Source organism: Aminobacter sp. GW821-FHT11F06 (assembly GCF_058808215.1).
On the sequence record NZ_JBXARL010000003.1, the window covers coordinates 35387 to 56263 of the forward strand.

General features: G+C 62.8%; 18 protein-coding genes. 13 read left to right on the plus strand and 5 right to left on the minus strand.

Annotated features, from left to right (window positions below; translation table 11 throughout):
- Positions 1-39: 39 nt before the first annotated feature.
- Both AC1RTB_RS08135 and AC1RTB_RS08140 read right to left on the minus strand, forming a co-directional pair.
- The gene (locus tag AC1RTB_RS08135; protein WP_492878104.1) at positions 40-285 is read right to left on the minus strand and encodes a DUF1344 domain-containing protein; all 246 of its coding nucleotides are present in this window, start codon (positions 283-285) and stop codon (positions 40-42) included.
- Positions 286-449: 164 nt separating this feature from the next.
- The gene (locus AC1RTB_RS08140; RefSeq protein WP_492878102.1) at positions 450-1616 is read right to left on the minus strand and encodes a dihydrodipicolinate synthase family protein; all 1167 of its coding nucleotides are present in this window, start codon (positions 1614-1616) and stop codon (positions 450-452) included.
- A 320-nt stretch (positions 1617-1936) separates the two neighbouring features.
- Between AC1RTB_RS08140 and AC1RTB_RS08145 the strand changes: the two genes are divergently transcribed.
- From AC1RTB_RS08145 to AC1RTB_RS08200, 12 genes are all read left to right on the plus strand, one after another.
- Positions 1937-2974 (plus strand): LacI family DNA-binding transcriptional regulator, encoded by a 1038-nt coding sequence (locus tag AC1RTB_RS08145; RefSeq protein ID WP_492878100.1) that lies wholly within the window; start codon positions 1937-1939, stop codon positions 2972-2974.
- The gene (locus AC1RTB_RS08150; RefSeq protein ID WP_492878098.1) at positions 2971-3972 is read left to right on the plus strand and encodes a Gfo/Idh/MocA family protein; all 1002 of its coding nucleotides are present in this window, start codon (positions 2971-2973) and stop codon (positions 3970-3972) included. Before AC1RTB_RS08145 ends, AC1RTB_RS08150 begins: the two co-directional genes overlap by 4 nt.
- A gap of 4 nt (positions 3973-3976) precedes the next feature.
- Positions 3977-5587 carry an acyl CoA:acetate/3-ketoacid CoA transferase gene (locus AC1RTB_RS08155; protein WP_492878096.1) on the plus strand — a complete coding sequence of 537 codons (1611 nt, stop codon included), beginning with the start codon at positions 3977-3979 and terminating at the stop codon, positions 5585-5587.
- Positions 5580-6359 carry an enoyl-CoA hydratase/isomerase family protein gene (locus tag AC1RTB_RS08160; RefSeq protein ID WP_492878095.1) on the plus strand — a complete coding sequence of 260 codons (780 nt, stop codon included), beginning with the start codon at positions 5580-5582 and terminating at the stop codon, positions 6357-6359. The genes AC1RTB_RS08155 and AC1RTB_RS08160 overlap by 8 nt, the downstream gene beginning before the upstream one ends.
- Entirely contained in the window at positions 6359-7879 is a 1521-nt protein-coding gene (locus AC1RTB_RS08165) for an aldehyde dehydrogenase family protein (RefSeq protein ID WP_492878093.1), read from the plus strand. Before AC1RTB_RS08160 ends, AC1RTB_RS08165 begins: the two co-directional genes overlap by 1 nt.
- Before the next feature lie 92 nt (positions 7880-7971).
- Positions 7972-9225, plus strand: a complete 1254-nt coding sequence (locus AC1RTB_RS08170; RefSeq protein WP_492878091.1) for an ABC transporter substrate-binding protein — start codon at positions 7972-7974, stop codon at positions 9223-9225.
- A 68-nt stretch (positions 9226-9293) separates the two neighbouring features.
- The gene (locus tag AC1RTB_RS08175; RefSeq protein ID WP_476802681.1) at positions 9294-10211 is read left to right on the plus strand and encodes a carbohydrate ABC transporter permease; all 918 of its coding nucleotides are present in this window, start codon (positions 9294-9296) and stop codon (positions 10209-10211) included.
- Positions 10208-11089 carry a carbohydrate ABC transporter permease gene (locus tag AC1RTB_RS08180; RefSeq protein ID WP_492878089.1) on the plus strand — a complete coding sequence of 294 codons (882 nt, stop codon included), beginning with the start codon at positions 10208-10210 and terminating at the stop codon, positions 11087-11089. The genes AC1RTB_RS08175 and AC1RTB_RS08180 overlap by 4 nt, the downstream gene beginning before the upstream one ends.
- A 4-nt stretch (positions 11090-11093) precedes the next feature.
- Positions 11094-12209, plus strand: coding sequence for an ABC transporter ATP-binding protein (locus AC1RTB_RS08185; protein WP_492878088.1), 1116 nt, complete (start codon positions 11094-11096; stop codon positions 12207-12209).
- Position 12210: 1 nt separating this feature from the next.
- On the plus strand, positions 12211-13719 hold the full coding sequence (locus AC1RTB_RS08190; RefSeq protein WP_492878086.1) for a GMC oxidoreductase: 1509 nt from the start codon (positions 12211-12213) through the stop codon (positions 13717-13719).
- Complete coding sequence (locus AC1RTB_RS08195; RefSeq protein WP_492878084.1) at positions 13716-14492, plus strand: 3-ketoacyl-ACP reductase; 777 nt, start codon at positions 13716-13718, stop codon at positions 14490-14492. Before AC1RTB_RS08190 ends, AC1RTB_RS08195 begins: the two co-directional genes overlap by 4 nt.
- Positions 14493-14502: 10 nt before the next feature.
- Positions 14503-16158, plus strand: coding sequence for a GMC family oxidoreductase (locus tag AC1RTB_RS08200; protein ID WP_492878082.1), 1656 nt, complete (start codon positions 14503-14505; stop codon positions 16156-16158).
- Positions 16159-16194: 36 nt separating this feature from the next.
- Here the strand turns inward: AC1RTB_RS08200 and AC1RTB_RS08205 are convergent, their stop codons facing one another.
- From AC1RTB_RS08205 to AC1RTB_RS08215, 3 genes are all read right to left on the minus strand, one after another.
- Complete coding sequence (locus AC1RTB_RS08205) at positions 16195-18144, minus strand: diguanylate cyclase domain-containing protein (protein WP_492878080.1); 1950 nt, start codon at positions 18142-18144, stop codon at positions 16195-16197.
- A 190-nt stretch (positions 18145-18334) separates the two neighbouring features.
- Positions 18335-18808 carry a YidH family protein gene (locus AC1RTB_RS08210; protein ID WP_492943803.1) on the minus strand — a complete coding sequence of 158 codons (474 nt, stop codon included), beginning with the start codon at positions 18806-18808 and terminating at the stop codon, positions 18335-18337.
- Positions 18809-18824: 16 nt separating this feature from the next.
- Positions 18825-19235, minus strand: coding sequence for a hypothetical protein (locus AC1RTB_RS08215; protein ID WP_492943804.1), 411 nt, complete (start codon positions 19233-19235; stop codon positions 18825-18827).
- A 247-nt stretch (positions 19236-19482) separates the two neighbouring features.
- On the opposite strand from AC1RTB_RS08215, the gene AC1RTB_RS08220 reads away from it, so the two are divergent.
- The gene (locus AC1RTB_RS08220) at positions 19483-20835 is read left to right on the plus strand and encodes a DUF3300 domain-containing protein (protein WP_492878074.1); all 1353 of its coding nucleotides are present in this window, start codon (positions 19483-19485) and stop codon (positions 20833-20835) included.
- Positions 20836-20877: the final 42 nt, after the last annotated feature.

Consider the following 20877-nt stretch of genomic DNA (forward strand, 5'->3'; position numbering starts at 1 on the left):
TAACCTGTCCGTGGCCTTTCACCCGCGATCGCTAAACGGTCACGGATTGATGAGAACGTTGACCACCTTGGTGTTGTCGTTCTTGTCAGTCTGCACGTCGACCTTGGCGCCCACCTTCAGTTCGGGCGGAATGGCGACATCTTCTGGAATGGTATAGCTGGTGCCGTCTTCCAGCGTGACGACACGCGTTTCCTTGATGTATTCCTTTACCACGCCGTTGGCGTCGGCGAAGGCGGGAAGTGACATCGTGGCGGCAACGGCCAAGGCGAGAATGAGCTTTTTCATAAACGTGCTCCTTTGGAGTTCAGCAACGTCATAGAACCGCGTTGATAAGCTCGCGCTCATAAAAGTATCTGCGCGCTGCAACGCCCCCAAGCGACAGCTAAACACGTGGCGCAGAATTTGGTTCCCGCGCCAGAACGGCAAATGTGGGTGCTGTGGGTGATGTCTCAGCTTACGCCATATTGGGTCATCAGGGCTGCCATGCGCGCAACCGCAAGGTCAGGCTTGTCGAGCACATTGGCCTGATCGGCAAGGCGGAAAACATCGGCGTAGTGAACCATGCCACGCGCGGACTGCATGCCAGCCGGCATGGTGAAATGGTTCTGGTGGCCGTTGAGCCAGGCGAGGAAGACGACGCCGGCCTTGTAATATTGCGTCGGGGCCTCGAATATCTTTCGCGACAACGGCACGGTTGGCTCGATGGTTGCGCGGAACGTTGCGAGGTCGTCTTGCGCCAAAGCCGCCAGCGCCTTGGACGCCTGCGGCGCGACAGCATCGAAGATGCCGAGCAGGGCGTGGCTGTGGTGCGTGCCGTCGCCTTCGATCAGGCTGGCATAATTGAAATCGTCGCCGGTGAAGCAGATCACGCCCTCGGGCAGGCGGCGGCGCAATTCGACCTCGCAGGCATGGTCGAGCAGCGAGATCTTGATGCCTTCGACCTTGTCCTTGTGGTCGGCGATGATGCTTAAAACAGTGTCGAGCGCATCCTCGAAACGCGTGCTGCCCCAATAGCCCGCAAGTTCGGCATCGAACATGTCTCCGAGCCAATGCAGGATGACCTTGTCCTTGGCCTGGTCGAGGATGCGGCCATAGACCTTGCGGTAATCGTCGGGCGATTTGGCGACATGGGCGAGCGCGCGGCTCGCCATCATGATGGAGCGGCCGCCGTGCGTTTCGACGAAGCCGACCTGTTCTTCATAGGCTGATATGATGTCGTCGAGGGATTTTGCATTCCGCTTGTCGAGTTGGTCTGTTCCCGCGCCGCAGGCGAGGTCGGCGCCTTTGACTGAACGTGCTTCGGTGAGCGAGCGGCGGATGAGCTCCTGCGCGCCGGCCCAATCCAGCCCCATGCCGCGCTGCGAGGTGTCCATGGCTTCGGCGATCTTGAAGCCCAGGCCCCAGAGGTGATGGCGGAAAGCCATCGTCGTATCCCAGTCGATCGCCGGCTTGTTCCATGGGGTTGTGTCGGCCCAAGGGTCGGAGACGACGTGGGCCGCGGCATAAGCGATGCGGTTGAAAACGGGCACTGCGGAGGGCCGCTCCAGTGGCGTGCCGACGAGCCGGTAGTCGACGACGGTGCGGTCCACTCGTGGAAGTTTCACAAACCTGGCCATGGGTTCCTCCCCTGATCGATTGGAACTCGTAATTTAGATCGTTCCAAATTTCAAGATAGAATGTTGATCCGTTGCAGGGGAAGGTGATGGCTCAGGCCGTCAGCTGCCGACCGCGATGAAAAATTTCGCCCTATAAGACCGCAACCAGCTGCAAACGCACATGATATGGTCGCCGCAGATGGATGCCAAGATGGGCCGCAGGCCCTGGAACCATTGGGAAGGCGCGAGATTCCGATGTCTCGGGATGCTTGACAATTTGGAACGATCCAATTAATGGACTCGGATAACGGGGGCCATAAAGCTCCGCCGGGAGGATCAAGTTGAAGCAGCCGAAGGTGACAGTTGTCGATGTTGCGCGCGCCGCCGGCGTGTCGAAGTCGACCGTGTCGCTCGTCCTCCAGGGCAGCTCCCTGGTGAACGAGGGGACGCGCGCCAAGGTGGGCGTCGTCATCCGCGAGCTCGGCTATGTCTACAACCGCGGGGCCGCCAATCTCCGGCAGTCAAAATCTAAGATCGTCGGCATCGTCGTCAACGACCTGACCAACAGCTTCTTCGCCGAACTTGCCGTGGGCATGGACATGGTCGTGCAGTCGGCAGGCTACATCCAGTTTATGGCCAACACGTCCGAGAACGCCGACCGGCAGGGCGAGGTGATCGCCTCGATGCGCGAGCACGGCATGGCCGGGCTGATCCTGTCGCCGGCGCGCGGAACGACCGCAGCCGACCTCAAGCCCCTGGTCGATAGCGGCATCCCGGTGGTGCTGGTGGCGCGCAACGTGCCCGGCCTCAAGGTGTCGTCGGTGGTCTCCGACGGCCATGCCGGTGCGATGTCGGCTGTGCGGCATTTGATCGAATTGGGTCACCGCCGCGTCGCCTTTCTTGGCGGCTTCAGCGACACCGCCGTCTTTGACGAGCGCATGCGCGGTTTTCGCGACGCGCTGCTGGAGGCGGGCCTTGATGCCTCGGATGAGCTGGTGATCAGCTCCGCACCTTCCCGCGCCGGTGGCGTGGCGGCAGTCGAGCGGATGCTGTCCATGGCCGACCGTCCGACGGCTGCTTTGTGCTTTAACGATGCGGTTGCCTTCGGCGCCTGCGACGGCCTGCGCAGCGCGCGCATCGAGCCGGGCGTCGATTTCGGCGTGATTGGCTTCGACGACGTGATCGAAGCCAAGACCGCCGTTCCGGCGCTGACCACCGTTTCGGTCGACCCGCAAGGCATGGGCCGGCGGGCAGCGCAATTGCTGCTCAAGCAGATCAATGCCGGCGATTTCGACGCCGAGGCAATGGTGGCCACTGTGCGTCTGGTGGTGCGCGAAAGCTGCGGTGCGCCGCAACGGGTTAGGGAGCTTACGGCATGACACGCTGGGGTCTGATCGGGGCGAGCACAATCGCCAGGGAATGGGTGATCAGCGCGATCCGGGCAACCGGCGGCGAGGTCGTCTCCGTCATGAGCACCAATGTCGAACGCGGCCGAGCCTATGCGGCGGAAAACGGCATCGCCAAATCGGTCACCTCGCTTGACGGCATCGTCGGCGATCCCGATATCGACGCGGTTTACATCTCGACCACCAACGAATTGCACGTGGAGCAGGCGATTGCCGCGGCGCGCGCCGGCAAGCATGTCTTGTGCGAAAAGCCGCTGGCGCTGTCGCTCGACGATGCCAAGGCGATGGTTGCCGCTGCCCGCGAGGCCGGTGTTGTCATGGCCACCAACCACCACCTGCGCAATGCTGCCAGTCACCGCGCCATGCGCGATGTGATCGCTTCGGGCCGCATCGGCAAGCCGCTGGCCGCGCGGGTGTTTCATGCGGTCTATCTGCCGCCGCATCTGCAGGGCTGGCGGCTCGACAAGCCGCAGGCCGGCGGCGGCGTGATCCTCGACATCACGGTGCACGACGCCGACACGCTGCGCTTTGTGCTGAATGACGACCCGGTGGAAGCTGTGGCCTTCAGCCAGAGTGGCGGCATGGGAATGCGCGGGCTTGAAGACGGCGTGATGGGCGTGCTGCGCTTCAAGTCGGGTGTCATCGCCCAGTTCCATGATGCCTTCACTACGAAATTCGCCGAGACCGGCTTTGAGGTTCACGGCACTGAGGGCTCGCTGATCGCGCGCAATGTGATGACGCAGAAGCCTGTCGGCTCGGTCGTCCTGAGTAATGCCGATGGCGAGCGCGAACTGCCTCTTGGCCAGCACAATCTTTATGAGGCAGGGCTTCAGGCCTTCCACAATGCTGTCGCCGGCAAGGGCGCTCCGTCAGCCAGCGGTGAAGATGGCGTGTGGTCTCTGGCCACCGGGCTCGCCGTTGCCAAATCGGCCGCGACCGGTGCAGCCGTTGCCATCGAGCCGGGGCTCTGAGGCGATGGGCAAGCACATCACACCGGCCGAAGCGGCAAACCTGATCCCGGATGGTGCCGTCGTTTCGGTGTCCTCTTCGAGCGGGTTGGGTTGCCCCGACCTGATGTTGAAGGCCATCGGCGAGCGCTTCGATGCGACTGGCCATCCGCGCGAACTGACGACGCTGCACCCGATCGCCGCCGGCGACATGAGCGGCATCAAGGGTGTCGACCATATCGCCAGGAAGGGCCTGCTCAAGAAGATCATCGGTGGCTCCTACCCCTCGGGACCGTCGAGTGCCGAGCCGCCGCTGATCTGGCAGATGATCGGCAATGAAGAGGTCGCCGCCTACAACGTGCCGTCAGGCATCATGTTCGACATGCACCGCGAGGCTGCTGCCAAACGCCCGGGCGTTCTGACCAAGATCGGGCTCGATACGTTTGTCGATCCGACACGCCAGGGCTGCGCGATGAACGCGAAAGCCGCGACTGAACCGGTGGTCAAGAAGATCAACTTTGAAGGCGAGGACTGGCTGTTCTTCCCGGTCATTGTCCCACAAGTAGCGATTATCCGCGCCACCACGGCCGATGAACGCGGCAACCTGACCTACGAGCACGAGGGCGCCTATCTCGGCGGCCTCGACCAGGCGCTTGCTGCCCGCAACAATGGCGGTATCGTCATCGCCCAGGTCAAGCGCATCACCAAGGACGGTTCGCTCAGGCCGCATGACGTGCGCGTGCCGGGTATGCTTGTCGACTATATCGTTGTAGATCCCGAGCAGAAGCAGACCACCCAGACAGCCTACGACCCGGCGATCTCGGGCGAAATCATGCGCCCGCTCGACAGCTTCCGCGTGCCCGAGTTCAACATCCAAAAGGTTATTGCGCGCCGCGTCGCCCAAGAGCTTGAGGCCGGCAGTGCTGTCAATCTCGGCTTCGGCATATCGGCCAACGTGCCACGCATCCTGCTTGAAGAGGGCCTCCATGGCGAGGTCACCTGGGTGATCGAGCAAGGGGCAGTCGGCGGTGTGCCGCTCCTCGACTTCGCCTTCGGCTGCGCCTCGAATGCCGACGCCTTCATGCCGTCGCCCTACCAGTTCACCTATTTCCAGGGTGCTGGCTTCGATGCCTCGCTGCTGTCGTTTCTGGAGATCGACCGCAGTGGTTCGGTCAACGTCTCCAAGCTCAGCTTCCGGCCACATGTGACGGCAGGCGCGGGCGGTTTCGTCGACATCACGGCGCGGGCCAAGAAAATCGTGTTTTCCGGCATGTTCAATGCCGGTGCCAAGCTCGACATCGCCAACGGCAAGCTCGTCATCGACAAGGAAGGCAAGCTCAAAAAGCTGGTCAACGAGGTCGAGCACGTCACCTTCTCGGGCCGACGCGGCGTCGAACAGAGCCAGGACATCACCTATGTCACCGAGCGTTGCGTGATGAAGCTGACGGCCAACGGCGTCGTTTTGACCGAGATCGCACCCGGCGTCGACCTCAATGCGCATATCCTCGACCAGTCGGAATTCCCGCTGATTGTTTCGGACAAGCTCAAGCAGATGGACGCGGCTTTGTTTGCTGAGGCACCGATCGGGCTCAAGCTGCCGCGCAAGGCCGCACGCAAGCTGGAGGGCGCCCATGGCTGACCAGCGCATCAAGGTCGAGTTCACAGGCCATGTCGCCGTCATCACGGCGGCCCGGCCCGACAAGCTCAACGCCTTCGACATCGACATGCTGAAGGCATTGTCCGCAGCTTGCGACGAGGTCGAGGCCAATGCGGAAATCCGCGTCGCGATTCTTACGGGCGAGGGCAAGGCGTTTTCGGCAGGCGGCGACATCAAGGCATGGGGTGCGATGACGCCGAGCGAATTCGGCCACGCCTGGGTGCGCTTCGGCCACCGCGTGTTCGAGCGGTTGGCGACGCTGCGCGTGCCGCTGGTCGCGGCCGTCAATGGCCATGCGCTGGGCGGCGGGCTAGAACTGGCGATTGCCGCCGACATCCGCATCGCCGAACGGCACGTGAAGATCGGCCTGCCGGAGACCGGCCTCGGCATGGTGCCGGGCTGGTCTGGCACGCAGCGGCTGGTGCGCCGTGCGGGTGCGCAGGTCGTGCGTCGCATGGCGCTGGGCGGCGAAATTTTTTCAGCCGATGAAGCGGCAGCACTTGGGCTGGTCGACAAGGTCGTCGAGACTGGCGAAGCGCTGGCAGCCGCGCATGACTACGCAGCCCGCATTGCCGCACGTGGACCGGCGGCTGTCGAAATCGCCAAGCTGATGGTCGCCACCGCCAATGGCGAAGACAATGGAACCGCCGTCGAGGCGCTCGGCTCGATCCTCGTCGCCAAGACCGGCGACCTTAGGGAAGGCCTCGCCGCCTTCAGCGAGAAGCGCGCGGCGAAATTTTCGGGAGAATGGTAATGACAGTCCTGATGCGCCCCAAGCCGCTCGACGGCTTCAAGGTTCGCGAATTCAAGATGCTGATCGATGGCCAGTGGGTGGGCGGTGCAGCCGGCTCGACCATCGAGCGCGCGAGCCCCGGCCATGGCGTCGTCGTCAGCCGCTATCAGGCGGCGACAAAGGCCGATGCGGAGCGCGCCATTTCTGCCGCGCGCCGCGCGTTCGATGACGGCCACTGGCCGCGCATGACCGGTGCCGAGCGCTCGCTGATTCTGCTGCGCTGTGCCGACATGATCGCCGCACGGGCGGACGAGCTTGCCTTCCTCGACTGCATCGAATCCGGCAAGCCGATCTCGCAGGCCAAGGGCGAACTCGCCGGTGCCGCCGACATCTGGCGCTATGCCGCTGCCCTTGCGCGTGACCTGCATGGCGAGAGCTACAACACGCTCGGCGACGGCACGTTGGGTGTCGTTCTGCGCGAGGCGATCGGTGTCGTTTCGATCATCACGCCATGGAATTTCCCGTTCCTGATCGTCAGCCAGAAGCTGCCCTTCGCGCTCGCCGCCGGCTGCACGGCCGTGGTCAAGCCATCGGAACTGACCTCTGCTTCAACACTGGTGCTCGGCGAAATCCTGCTCGAAGCGGGCGTGCCGGCAGGGGTGGTCAACATCATTGTCGGCACCGGCCCCGAAGCCGGCGCGCCGCTGACCAGCCATCCCGACGTCGACATGGTGTCCTTCACCGGTTCGACCGGCATCGGACGCCTCACCATGGCGAACGCGGCGCAGACGCTGAAGAAGGTGTCGCTGGAACTGGGCGGAAAGAACCCGCAGATCGTATTCCCCGATGCCAATCTCGATGATTTCATCGATGCGGCGGTGTTCGGCGCCTATTTCAATGCCGGCGAATGCTGCAACGCCGGCTCGCGCCTGATCGTTCATCGCGACATCGCCGACGAGGTCACCAGGCGTGTCGCGGCCCTCTCCGCCAAGGTCAAGGTCGGCGATCCGCTCGACCCCGAAACGCAGGTTGGCGCGATCATCACGCCGCAGCATCTTGCGAAGATCGTCACTTACGTGAAAGGTGCGAGAGACAGTGGCGCAAGCGTCGCCATCGGTGGTTCTGCCGCCGATCTCGGCCTTGGCCAGTTCATGGAACCGACGATCCTTTCGTCGGTCGCCCCCGACATGGCGGTGGCGCGCGAGGAGGTGTTCGGGCCGGTGCTTTCGGTACTTACCTTCGAGACCACTGACGAGGCGATCCGCATCGCCAATTCGATCGACTATGGCCTGTCGGCAGGCGTGTGGAGCCGCGACTTCGACACCTGCCTGACGGTTGGCAGGCGGGTGCGCGCAGGCACTGTCTGGATGAACACCTTCATGGACGGCGCCTCCGAACTGCCGTTCGGCGGCTATCGCCAGTCGGGCATCGGCCGCGAGCTCGGCCGCCATGCGGTGGAGGATTACACCGAGACCAAGACGCTCAACATGCATATCGGACCGCGCACGGGCCACTGGATGCCGAAGGAGGCTCGGGCCTGAGCGGTCAAGAGGAGGAATTCCCCGAGGCGGGGCCGAAGGGATCTATGCCACGCAATGATGCGTGAGGAACTTGCAACCGGGAGGAAACTGGAATGCGTAAGTTTTTGATGAGTACGGCAGCTGTTGCTGCGCTGTTTGCAGTACCCATGCCGATGGCGCACGCCGAAGACAGCGTGGAAGTGCTGCACTGGTGGACGTCGGGCGGTGAGGCCGCTGCACTCGACGTGCTGAAGAAGAACCTGGAAGGCCAGGGCGTGACCTGGAAGGACATGCCTGTTGCCGGCGGCGGCGGCGAAGCGGCGATGACCGCGCTGCGCGCCCGCGTCACGGCAGGCGATCCGCCCACCGCCGTGCAGGCGCTCGGTTTCGACATCACCGACTGGGCCAACCAGGGCGTTGTCGGCGATCTGGGCGAAGTGGCCGACAAGGAAGGCTGGGACAAGGTCGTTCCGGCGGCTCTGCAGAACTTCGCCAAGCATGATGGCAAGTGGATCGCAGCACCTGTGAACGTGCACTCGACCAACTGGGTCTGGATCTCCAAGAAAGCGCTCGACGCCGCCGGCGGCAAGGCGCCCGAGACCTGGGACGAACTGGTCGCGGTTCTCGACAAGATGAAGGCCAATGGCATCACCCCGCTCGGCCATGGCGGCCAGGCCTGGCAGGATGCGACCATTTTTGACGCCGTCGTGCTGTCGCTCGGTACCGATTTCTACAAGCAGTCGATGATCGATCTCGACCCGGCTGCACTGGGCGGCGACAAGATGGTCGAAGCCTTCGACCGCATGACCAAGCTCAAGAGCTATGTCGACAAGGACTTCTCGGGCCGTGACTGGAACCTCGCTTCCGCGATGGTCATCGAAGGCAAGGCCGGCATGCAGATGATGGGTGACTGGGCCAAGGGCGAGTTCCTCAAGGCCGGCCAGAAGCCGGGCACCGACTTCGTCTGCATCCGCTTCCCCGGCACCCAAGGCGCTGTCACCTTCAACTCCGACATGTTCATGATGTTCAAGGTCGGCGACGACAAGAAGAAGGCGCAGCTGCAGATGGCGTCCGACATCGAGAACCCGGCGTTCCAGTCGTCGTTCAACGTGGTCAAGGGCTCGGTGCCGGCGCGCACCGACGTGCCTGACACCGCTTTCGACGATTGCGGCAAGAAGGGCATCAAGGACCTGGCGGAAGCCAGCGCCAGCGGCAAGCTGTTCGGCTCCATGGCCCATGGCTATGCCGCACCGGCAGCGATCAAGAACGCGCTCTATGACGTGGTCACCCGCCACTTCAATGGCGAGATCGACTCGAAGGCCGCAGCCAAGGCGCTCGTCGAGGCGGTTGCCGCCGCCAAGGGCTAAATTTGGCTCCGTGCCCCGGCTTCGGCCGGGGCGCACCCCTTACCCGGATCAACCCAGAGGCTGGACCCATGGCCGATCTCACGACGACCGCACCCCGCGCGGTTACGAACCCGCGCGCGACGATGCAGGATCTTCTGCCCAAGCTGGTGCTGGCGCCGAGCTTCGCGGTGATCCTCATCTTCGTCTACGGCTTCATCATTTTCACGGCCTTCCTGTCGTTTTCCGGCTCGAAGCTTTTGCCCGATTTTTCGACCTGGGTCGGCTTCGGCAATTATGTCAGGCTGTTCAACCATCCCAACTGGATCACGGCGCTCAAGAACCTCGCCATCTTCTCGGTGCTGTACATCGTCGTGTGCAGCGCGATCGGGCTGGCGCTCGCCATCTTCCTCGACCAGAAAATCCGCGGTGAAGGTTTCCTGCGGCCGATCTACCTCTATCCCATGGCGCTGTCTTTCATCGTCACCGGCGTTGCCTGGAAATGGTTCCTCGATCCCGGCATCGGGCTTGAGCATGTCATGCAGTCGTGGGGCTGGGAGAGCTTCTCGTTCCGCTGGATCAAGGACGGCCAGATGGCGATCTACACCATCGTCATTGCCGCTGTCTGGCAGTCGTCGGGCTTCGTCATGGCGATGTTCCTCGCCGGCCTGCGCGGCGTCGACAACGAGATCATCAAGGCCGCCCAGATCGACGGTGCCTCGACCCTCACCATCTACCGCCGCATCATCATTCCGCTGATGCGCCCGGTGTTCCTGTCGGCCTTTGTCGTGCTCGCCCACCTCGCCATCAAGTCCTACGATCTTGTCGTGGCGATGACCGACGGCGGCCCCGGCACGGCGACCTGGACCCCGGCATTGTTCATGCAGAAATTCACATTCGGCCGCAACGAAATGGGCATGGGTGCCGCCTCGGCGATCATCATGATGATGATGATCTTCACCATCATCGTGCCCTATCTCTACTCCGAGCTCGGGGGGAAGAAAAAATGAGTGCCGCTTCCCAAGACGTCGCCACCCGCAACAGCATCTTTGCCCGCGCCATCATCTATGTCGTGCTGATCCTGTTTGCGGTCTACTACCTGCTGCCGCTCTACGTCATGGTGGTCAATTCGCTGAAGCCGCTGGACGAGATCCGGCAAGGCAACATGCTGGCGCTGCCCAAGCAATGGACGATCGCGCCTTGGCTGTCGGCCTGGTCGACGGCACAGATCGGCGTGCAGCCGGTCGGGCTCAAGCCCTATTTCATCAACTCGGTGCTGATGGTCGTGCCCGCTGTCGCCATCTCGACAATGCTCGGCGCGCTCAATGGCTATGTGCTGACCAAGTGGCGCTTCAAGGGCGACAGCATCGTCTTTGGCATGATGCTGCTCGCCTGCTTCATCCCGTTCCAGATCGTGCTGATCCCCTCGGCCCGCATCCTCGGCCTGACAGGACTTGCTGGCACCATCACCGGGCTGGTACTCATCCACGCCATCTATGGCCTCGGCTTCACCACGCTGTTCTTCCGCAACTATTACGAGGCGTTTCCGACCGAACTGATCCGCGCGGCGCAGATCGACGGCGCGAGCTTCTTCCAGATTTTCCGCCGCATCCTGTTGCCGTCGTCGGGGCCGATCATCGTCGTCACCGTCATCTGGCAGTTCACCAACATCTGGAACGACTTCCTGTTTGGCTCGTCCTTCTCGGGCTTCAATTCGATCCCGCTGACGGTGGCGCTGAACAATCTGGTGAACTCGTCGACCGGGGTGAAGGAATACAACGTCCACTTCGCCGGCGCCATCCTTGCCGCCCTTCCCACCCTCATCGTCTACATCGTCTCCGGACGCTACTTCGTGCGCGGTCTGATGGCCGGCGCGGTCAAGGGGTAAGCCCATGTCGTTTCTCAAGATCAGCAATCTCTACAAGTCCTACGGCCAGGTGGAGATCCTCAAGGACATCAACATCGAGATCGACAAGGGCGGTTTCCTGGTGCTGGTTGGCCCCTCCGGTTGCGGCAAGTCCACGCTGCTCAACACCATTGCCGGGCTCGAACCGATCACCTCGGGCGAGATCGCTATCAACGGCAAGTCGGTGGCCGGGCTGCACCCGTCCAAGCGCGACATCGCCATGGTGTTCCAGTCCTATGCGCTCTACCCGAACATGACCGTTGCGGGGAACATCGCGTTTGGCATGGAAATCCGCGGCGTGCCCAAGGACGAGCGCGAAAAGGCGATCAAGACTGTCGCCGACATCCTGCAGATCGGCCATCTGCTCGACCGCAAGCCGAGCCAGCTTTCCGGCGGCCAGCGTCAGCGCGTCGCCATGGGCCGCGCGCTTGTGCGCGATCCGCAGGTGTTTTTGTTCGACGAGCCGCTGTCCAATCTCGACGCCAAGCTGCGCGTCGACATGCGCACCGAGATCAAGCGCCTGCACCAGCGCATGAAGACGACCATCGTTTATGTGACGCACGACCAGATCGAGGCGATGACGCTGGCCTCCAAGATCGCGGTGCTGAAGGACGGCATATTGCAGCAATTCGGCACCCCGGCCGAAATCTACAACAGCCCGGCCAACATGTTTGTTGCCGACTTCATGGGCTCGCCGGCGATGAACCTGCTCAAATGCCGCCTCGAAGGTGGCGCGGGTGGTCTCAGTGTCATTCTCGATCGCCCGGGCGATCAGCCGCTGGCACTGCCGATCAAGATGGCCAACGGCGCGCTCGGCGCCTATGCCGGCAAGGAGATCATTTTTGGCGTGCGGCCAGAAGCGCTGACCGACCCGGATGGTGCCGACCGCAACGCCAAATCCATCGCCGAGGGCGAATGCCTGATCGAGGTTGTGGAGCCGGCTGGCTCCGACACCTTCGCCGTCACCAAGCTCGGCGGCAAGGAAGTGGTGGCGCGGCTGCGGGCCGACGCGGCCATACATGCGGGCCAGAAGACGAAGCTCGCCTTCAATCTCGACAAGGCGGTCTTCTTCGACCCCAAGAGCCAGCTGCGTATCGCCTGAAATGCCTGGATCGCCTGACATCGTCATCATCGGCTCGGGGGTAGGCGGGGCCACGGTCGCCGCCGGCCTTGCCGCGACCGGCGCCGAAATCCTGATCCTGGAGACCGGCGGCCACATCGAGGATCGCCCCGAAAACCGCGACCAGCGCGCCATCTTCCAGCGCGGCCATTTCCGCCCTGATGAAACCTGGTACGAAGCCGACGGCACCGGCTTCAATCCCGGCAATTATTACAATGTCGGCGGCAATTCGAAATTCTACGGTGCCGTGCTGACACGCTACCGGCGCGAGGATTTCGCCGAGATGCAGCATCTCGACGGCGTGTCGCCGGCATGGCCGTTCGCTTACGAGGAACTGGAGCCTTGGTACGGTCTGGCCGAGGCGCTTTACCAGGTGCGCGGCGCATTGGGCGAGGACCCGACCGAGCCGGTGCATTCAAAGCCCTATGGGCTGAAGCCTGTCGCCGACGAACCAGCGATTGCCAAAGTGCGGGCGCGCCTCAAGGCGAAAGGCGTGCATCCTTATTCGCTGCCGCTGGGTGTCGATATCGAGCGCTGGCTCGCCAAGGGCAAGACGCCGTGGGACGCGCATCCCAATAGCTTCGACGGCAAGATGGATGCCGAGACGGCAGCCCTTGCGGCGGCGCTGAAGCATGAGAACGTCAAGCTGCAGACCGGTGCGAAGGTAACGCGGTTGGAGACAGCACCGGATGGGCGCAACATCGCTGCCGTGCATTTCACGCAAGACGGCGAGAACCGGGTGCTCAAGCCCAAGCTTGTCATCCTGTCGGCGGGCGCGGTGCAATCGGCCGTGCTTCTGCTGTGCTCGGCCAATGACGCAAATCCGAACGGCCTCGCCAACAGCTCCGACCAGGTCGGCCGCAATTTCATGAACCACAACTCGACGGCGGTGATTGCCCTGAGCCCGTGGTTTCGCAACGACTCGGTCTACCAGAAGACCTTCGGCTTCAACGATTTCTATCTCTCGGACGGCGAGGGCGGCCCGCCGCTCGGCAATGTGCAATTGCTCGGGCGCATTTCGGGAACGATCCTGAAGGGAGCTATGCCCTCGGTGCCGGAATGGCTGCTCAACCGCGTGACCGCGCATTCGATCGACTTCTACGCGATGAGCGAGGACCTGCCGTCGCCCGAAAGCCGCGTCATGGTCGACGGCGATCGCATCGTGCTGAAATGGGTGCGCAGCAACTGGGAGGCGCATCTCAAGCTGGTTGAAAAGCTGAAAGGTGTGCTGCGCAGCGCAGGCTTTCCGATCGTGGTTTCCCGCGCCTTCGACAAACGCACGCCGTCGCACCAGTGCGGCACGGTGCGCATGGGCACCGATCCGGCGCAAGCGCCGCTCGACGTCTATTGCCGTGCCTTCGACCATCCGAACCTGTTCGTTGTCGATGCCGGCTTCCTGCCGACTTCGGCGGCGGTCAATCCGGCACTGACGATTGCGGCGCAAGCGCTGCGCGTCGCCGACCACATTGCGGCGAAGGATCTTGCGGCATGAGCGCGGAGCCAAGACCCGTCGCGTTGGTTACCGGCGCCCGTCGTGGCATCGGTCTCGCGGTCGCCAAGGCGCTGGCCTCGTCCGGCTTCGATCTGGCAATCACCGACCGCGAGCAGGATCAGGCGGCCACCGACGCGGTCGCAGCACTCGAAAGGTTCGGCGCGAAAGTACTGTTCGTTGCCTCCGACCTCGCCGACATCGCCGGCCATACTGCCACCGTCGATCGGATCGTCCAGCATTTTGGCCGGCTCGATTGCCTGGTCAACAATGCCGGCATCGCCTCCAAGGTGCGCGGCGATTTCCTCGACCTTTCGCCTGAAAACTACGATGCCATCATGGCGGTCAATCTGCGCGGCACGGTGTTTTTCACCCAGGCCGTTTTGCGCGCCATGTTGGCAATGCCATCAACGCCTGCGCCGCGCTCGGTCATCAACATCACCTCGATCTCGGCTGAGATGACCTCGCCGGAGCGGCTCGACTATTGCATGTCGAAGGCCGGGCTCGCCGCCTTCACGCAAGGCCTCACACTGCGGCTTGCTGGCACCGGCATCGACGTTTTCGAAATCCGCCCGGGCATCATCCGTTCCGACATGACCGCCAAGGTGGCCGAGAAATACGACCGGCTGATCGCCGAGGGGCTGGTGCCGGTGAAACGCTGGGGCGAGCCGGAGGATATCGGCCGGATCGCGGCATCGCTTGCCAGCGGCGCCTTCGGCTTTGCCACAGGTTCCATCATCAAGGCCGACGGCGCGCTGTCGGTCGCGCGACTTTGAGAGTTTCGAGATGACCTACGACTACATCATCACAGGCGCTGGACCAGCCGGCTGCGTGCTCGCCAACCGGCTGAGCGAGGACGCTGACGTGCGCGTGCTCTTGCTCGAAGCCGGCGGCGGCGACTGGAACCCGCTGTTCCACATGCCGGCGGGTTTCGCCAAGATGACCAAGGGCGTGGCCAGCTGGGGCTGGGAGACCGTGCCGCAGAAGCACATGAAAAACCGCGTGCTGCGCTACACCCAGGCCAAGGTCATCGGCGGCGGGTCGAGCATCAACGCGCAGCTTTATACGCGCGGCAACGCCGCCGACTACGATCTATGGGAGCGCGAGGACGGCTGCACCGGCTGGAACTACCGCTCGGTTCTGCCCTATTTCAAGCGCTCGGAAGACAACCAGCGTTTCGCCGACGACTATCATTCCTATGGCGGCCCGCTCGGCGTTTCGATGCCGTCTGCGGCCCTGCCGATCTGCGATGCCTATATCCGCGCCGGCCAGGAACTTGGCATTCCCTACAATCACGACTTCAACGGCAAGCAGCAGGCCGGCGTCGGTTTCTACCAGCTGACCCAGCGCAACAAGCGCCGCTCATCGGCGTCCACGGCCTATCTCGATCCGATCAGGAATCGCCCGAACCTCACTGTTCGCACAGGTGCCCGCGTCACGCGCATCGTGGTCGAAAAGGGCAGGGCGGTCGGCGTCGAAGTGGCGCGCGGCAACAACGTCGAGATCATCCGCGCCGAGCGCGAGGTGCTGGTCACCTCAGGCGCCATCGGCTCGCCGAAGCTTCTGCTCCAGTCGGGCATCGGCCCGGCGGATCATTTGAAAAGCGTCGGTGTATCGGTCGTCCACGACCTCAAGGGCGTCGGCGAAAACATGCAGGACCATCTCGACCTGTTCGTCATCTCCGAATGCACCGGCGATCACACCTACGACAATGTCGCCAAGCTGCATCGCACGCTGTGGGCCGGCCTGCAGTATGTGCTCTTCCGCACCGGGCCGGTGGCGTCGAGCCTCTTTGAAACAGGCGGCTTCTGGTATGCCGATCCCGACGCGCGCTCGCCCGATATCCAGTTCCATCTCGGCCTTGGCTCGGGCATCGAGGCTGGCGTCGAGCGGCTCAAGAACGCCGGGGTGACGCTGAATTCGGCCTATCTGCATCCGCGTTCGCGCGGCACGGTGCGCCTTGCGTCGAGCGATCCGGCGGCGGCGCCGCTGATCGATCCGAATTACTGGAGTGACCCGCACGACCGCAAGATGTCGATCGAAGGCCTCAAGGTGGCGCGCGAGATCATGCAGCAGGCGGCGCTCAAGCCTTTCGTGCTGGCCGAACGGTTGCCGGGGCCGGGCAAGGTCTCGGATGAAGACCTGTTCGACTATGGCTGCGCCAACGCCAAGACCGACCATCACCCCGTCGGCACCTGCCGGATGGGCACCGACGACATGGCGGTGGTGGGGCTTGACCTCAAGGTACATGGCATTGCCGGCTTGCGCGTCTGCGACAGCTCGATCATGCCGCGCGTACCTTCGTGCAACACCAACGGTCCGACGATCATGGTTGGCGAGAAGGGCGCTGATATCATCCGCAATCGCGAGCCGCTGCCGCCTGTCATCTTCACCCATGAGCGCAACGACGCCCGACCACGAGCGCGCGCGGAGGTGAGTTAGGCACTGTCGGCGCCGGCGCGGCCTGTGCTGGACTGTTTATGCGGAAGCGCGGGCACCACTTGGTGCCGATGCATCGGCCGTCTTGTTGTGCTCGACCAAACGCACCATGCGCTCTAATAGCTCGTCCTGCTCGTAAAAGGCGATGCGCCCGCGCCCCAGTTCCTTTGCGCGATAGAGCGCCTGGTCCGCGCGCTTCAAATAGGTTCGGATGGCGTGGCGTTCCTCGCCCATCAAGGTGATGCCGACGCTGGCACCGATAGTGATGCTCTGTCCGTCGATTTCGTAGGGTTCGCCGAGCATCTCTACCAGTCTGCTACCAAGTGCGGCGGCCGCCTCGGGCTGGTTGCCGTCCACCTGGATGATCGAGAATTCGTCGCCGCCAATACGTGCAATGCAGTCTTCGCCAGACGTGCATTTGCGCAATCTGTCGGCAACCGCACACAGGAGCGCGTCGCCCACCGGGTGGCCGAGCGTGTCGTTCACCTGTTTGAACCGGTCGAGGTCGAGGCAAAGCAACGCACCTTGCTTGCCGTTCCAAGCCTTTTCCGCTGCCACCTCGAGCCGCTGGCGGAGCAGGGTACGGTTTCCCAGCCCGGTCAGCGCATCGTGGTGCGCCATATGCGCTATGCGGGCCTGATCCTTTTTCCGTGTGTCGATGTCTTCGAGGACGCCGACCCATTCCACGATGTTGCCATCGTCGTCTGCGACCGGAGAGCCCTGCGAGCGGACCCATAGCCACTGATCGTCCCTGGCCTTCAAGCGGAACTCGACGTCCAGCGATGTCGCATTGGTCATGGCCTTGCGCCACGCGGCGGACGAGTGCTGCCGGTCTTCGGGATGTATGGCCTCGGCCCAATCGTATCCGACGACCTCGCTTGTCGGCCTGCCGGTCAGTTGTTCCCAGCCGGTGGCCGAACCAAGCCCGTCGGCGAGAGAGCGCCGCCAAAGCACGATGGCTCCGGCCTCGGCAATGACCTGATAGCGTCGTTTCTCATTTCGCAGGGTCTTTTCGGCTTTTTCGAAGCTCAGCCTCAGCATTTCGAACTCGCGAATTTGCGAAGGCGGCACTGAAGCCGTGCCCGATGGTTTGCCGTCAGTGATCGCGTTGCTGTGGGCGACCAGCGCCTGTACCGGCTGAAGGATACGCCGGCCCAGCCACATGGCGAGTGTCAGCGCCAGACCGATCGCTACTGTCGCACCGATCAAAAGACCTGTGATGGGATCACGCCAGCGCGCGTTGAAGACGCTTGTCGGCTCGCCGACGACGACGACCCAGCCCGGCGTGCCTTGCAGTTTCTGGTACGAAAGCATGACCGGCGCGCCTTCCGCCGTTTTTGCCTCGAACAGTCCGGAAACGGCCCCCAACGCCTGAAGTCTCGCCCAATCTGGAGCGATCTGGCCGATGAAACGTTCCGGGTCGCGCGAGCGGGCAACGATGCGGCCGTTGCCGTCGGTCACCGCAACGAGAATGCCAGTCAGCGCGCGCTTGCCTCGCAGCAAGGTCTGCACCAGTGCGGAGGGGGAGGTCGTCAGGACGAACGCGGCCTTACCGCCCGACACCGGCAGCGCCAGCGACAGCACGGGCCTTTTGTCCCTGATCGCGATGTTCGAGACCATCGGCGATTGGCTCTGCAACGCTGCCAAGGCGGTGCCCGCTGCGACAGGCGAGCGGGAACGCAGAACATGCATGCTGTCTGCGTCAACGAGTGCGATTTCGCCGTCGAGGCCGATCTTGCCGAACCCCTTCTCGGACAGCGGAATCGGGTCCCCATGAGGCTGCCCAAAGGACGAGGCGAGCACTTCCATGGTGGCGAAACGCCCCTGCAACTCGCCCTCTATGGCGTTGGCGAGGGTGCTGGCGGTGTCGTTCAGCCTGGTGGTGGCGGTGTTCATGTAAGCGTATCCGGCGTGCCAGACCGCAAGTCCCGAAATGGCCACCACCGGCAGAAAGCAGACGAGCGCCAGCGCCAGGAGGTAGCTGTTCAAGCCCCGCTGCACGCCCTGTTTCGCTTCTGTGACCACCTTGTGCATGCTCCCGTGGATGCAACCCAGCGTAGGCTGATACCAGAGGTCGCTAATGCACCGAAAAGCCTTCCAAATGGTCAACGGTTGTAGCGATTAAGCGTAGAACAATGGTGCACAAAGACGTTGTTGAGGTCGGTGCGGCGGACGCGCTCTAGCCGAACGGGCCGATCTGGAAGACCATGCTGCCGATGGCGGCTAGGCCGACGAAAAGCAGGATCACTGCCGTGATGAGCGTGAGCGACGGCGGGAAGCTGCTCTGGGCATGGATGAGTCCCGCGGTTCTCATCGCTTCGCGCTCATGGCGCAGGCCGAGCATGAACTGGAGGTGATAGATGATGCCGACAAAGAGCATGACGATGCCCAGTGCGACAAGGGCAACGCCGAAATTGCGCGCCGGGGCGGTGCCGGTCAGGCCCGCGTGTTCGCGCAGTTTCTCAAACACCTGGTAGATGGTGAAGCCGAAGCTGATCAGCGCAAGCGAAGTGCGGATCACGGCCATCAACGTACGGTCGGCGCTCATGCGCGTGCGCTGGAACGCCATGCCGGTTCGACGGGCGGCGAGTTCGTCTGAAACCTTGTCAGACGCAAGCTTGGGTTCCGTTGGCGGGACGTCTCTCCGGCTCACCGGGCCGACGCCAGGCTCAGAGCTGGCAGCGGCGATATTTGACCGCGATCTCGGGGAAGTTCGTATCGATCCTCTCGAACGTATCCTTGTCGATCACCCTGAACGACGCGGACATGCTCTGGAACATCACCGAATCAGCGCAGCTCAGCAGCACCGAGAAGTGGTCCTTTTCCTCGTGGACCTTGCCTGCGGTGCAGGTCATGTTCGACCCGATGATCTTCGAGCCGTTGACGAGGATGCCTGTGGTCAAGGAGGACGTCTTGTCCTTGAATTCGACCTTGCCGCCCACCTTGTGGAAGGTTTCGGCGCAATCGGTGCCGCCTGCGGTCCAGGCGCCCTGCAGCGCCTCGATGGATGCGGCCTGCACGCCGGTCGCAAAGATCATTCCCGCCGCAGCGAGCGCGTAGACAACACCGCTTCTTGACATCACGTGTACTCGGCCTCCTGTTGGTCGCGGAATGCTAAAGCCTGTCGGTGGCGAATGCTAGAGGTGCCGCATCGATGGGCCGCAGGAAAGTTGATGGTGTTCGCCAGGCCCGAGATTGCTGCTGCGCGCCAGCTGAGTTTCCAAAAGATTTGACAGTTGTGTACTGGCCAAAAGGACGCGGCTGGACAAGTATGCGGCGAATGAGGACTTGCGGAGCGACGGCGCAAGTCGAGCGAGGAGAGGTGGCATGAATGACCTGCGTAAGTCATGGATCGCGTTCGGAGCCATGTTGGCTGTTGCGCTGGCCATGCCAGGGACAGACCGTGCGCTGGCGCAAACCAGCGATACCGCAGCAGCAGCGCCGGCTGCGGCCGCGGACGAGAGCCAGCCGGCGCCGCTGAGCGAAGACGAACTCGAGATACTTGTTGCGCGTATCGCGCTCTATCCCGACGATCTGGTTGCCGTGGTGCTCGCAAGTTCGATCTATCCGCTCCAGATCGTGCAGGCGTCGCGCTTCCTCGAAGACATCAAGAAGACCCCCGACCTCAAGCCGAGCGACAAATGGGACGGCAGCGTCATTTCGCTGCTCAATTATCCACAGGTCGTGAAGATGATGAGTGACGACCTCGACTGGACCCAGCAACTCGGCGACGTCGTTGCCAACCAGCAGAAGGACGTGCTGGTCGCGATCCAGCAGCTGCGCGACCAGGCCGTGCAGAAGGGCGTTCTCAAGTCCAGCGACAAGGTTGTCGTTTCGAAGGAAAGCGACAAGGTTATCATCAAGTCGTCCGACCCGCAGACGATCTATGTCCCGACATACCCACCCGAGATGCTCTACGAGCCGAATTATGTCTATCCGCCGGAGCCCATCGTCTACGCGTCCTATCCTTCCTACTATTATCCGACCGCAACCTTTTGGGCCGGCTTCGTCACCGGTGCGGCGTGGGCTGCTGTCGTCGACTGGAACCATTGGGGCGCATGGGGCGGCAACGTCAACATCGACGTCAACCGCGTCAACAACCGGTTCGATGTAGATTTCAACAAGATCGACGTCAACAAGATCGACATGAACAAGATCCGGAGCACAGATTTCCGGAACATCGACCGCTCGAAGATGGACTTCAAGAACCTCAACGTCGACAGGTCGAAGCTGACGCAGAACCTGCAGGGGCGGGACGGCAACAACCTTGCGCGCAAGGCGAAGGACAGGCAGGTGGGGTCGAATATCGCCGCGGGTGCCCATGACCTCAAGGGCAAGGATGTCAGAAAGAATGTCGCCGAAGGGCTGAAGAACAATCCTGGTGCACAGCTTCCCAGGCCCGGGCAAAAGCTCGACAGACCGGCGGTCAGGGATCAGGCCAACCGTCCGGCAGCCAACAGGCCGGCGGCCAAACAAGTGACCGAAAGAAAGATCGCACCGAAAAAACCCGCCGCCCGCATCGACAATCGCCCGCGCAATCCCTCAGTGCTCGGCAACCCTGAAAGAGGCAGGGTTGCGGCCAACCATTCGAACCGAGGGGCCATCAGCCGCGGTGGCGGGCATGGTGGCGGAGAGTTGAGGGGCGGTGGCGGCGGACGGCCAAGGATGCACAGGCGATAGCGAATAGCTTCGAACACAGACAAACCCGAAGAAATTCAGGGA

Excerpts from the sequence above, each read along its gene's own strand:
- AC1RTB_RS08195 (WP_492878084.1), top strand. The coding sequence starts at position 13,716 with ATGAGCGCGGAGCCAAGACCCGTCGCGTTGGTTACCGGCGCCCGTCGT.
- AC1RTB_RS08180 (WP_492878089.1), top strand. The coding sequence starts at position 10,208 with ATGAGTGCCGCTTCCCAAGACGTCGCCACCCGCAACAGCATCTTTGCC.
- AC1RTB_RS08215 (WP_492943804.1), bottom strand. The coding sequence starts at position 19,235 with ATGTCAAGAAGCGGTGTTGTCTACGCGCTCGCTGCGGCGGGAATGATC.
- AC1RTB_RS08135 (WP_492878104.1), bottom strand. The coding sequence starts at position 285 with ATGAAAAAGCTCATTCTCGCCTTGGCCGTTGCCGCCACGATGTCACTT.
- AC1RTB_RS08185 (WP_492878088.1), top strand. The coding sequence starts at position 11,094 with ATGTCGTTTCTCAAGATCAGCAATCTCTACAAGTCCTACGGCCAGGTG.
- AC1RTB_RS08200 (WP_492878082.1), top strand. The coding sequence starts at position 14,503 with ATGACCTACGACTACATCATCACAGGCGCTGGACCAGCCGGCTGCGTG.
- AC1RTB_RS08150 (WP_492878098.1), top strand. The coding sequence starts at position 2,971 with ATGACACGCTGGGGTCTGATCGGGGCGAGCACAATCGCCAGGGAATGG.
- AC1RTB_RS08140 (WP_492878102.1), bottom strand. The coding sequence starts at position 1,616 with ATGGCCAGGTTTGTGAAACTTCCACGAGTGGACCGCACCGTCGTCGAC.
- AC1RTB_RS08170 (WP_492878091.1), top strand. The coding sequence starts at position 7,972 with ATGCGTAAGTTTTTGATGAGTACGGCAGCTGTTGCTGCGCTGTTTGCA.
- AC1RTB_RS08155 (WP_492878096.1), top strand. The coding sequence starts at position 3,977 with ATGGGCAAGCACATCACACCGGCCGAAGCGGCAAACCTGATCCCGGAT.
- AC1RTB_RS08165 (WP_492878093.1), top strand. The coding sequence starts at position 6,359 with ATGACAGTCCTGATGCGCCCCAAGCCGCTCGACGGCTTCAAGGTTCGC.
- AC1RTB_RS08190 (WP_492878086.1), top strand. The coding sequence starts at position 12,211 with ATGCCTGGATCGCCTGACATCGTCATCATCGGCTCGGGGGTAGGCGGG.
- AC1RTB_RS08220 (WP_492878074.1), top strand. The coding sequence starts at position 19,483 with ATGAATGACCTGCGTAAGTCATGGATCGCGTTCGGAGCCATGTTGGCT.
- AC1RTB_RS08160 (WP_492878095.1), top strand. The coding sequence starts at position 5,580 with ATGGCTGACCAGCGCATCAAGGTCGAGTTCACAGGCCATGTCGCCGTC.
- AC1RTB_RS08175 (WP_476802681.1), top strand. The coding sequence starts at position 9,294 with ATGGCCGATCTCACGACGACCGCACCCCGCGCGGTTACGAACCCGCGC.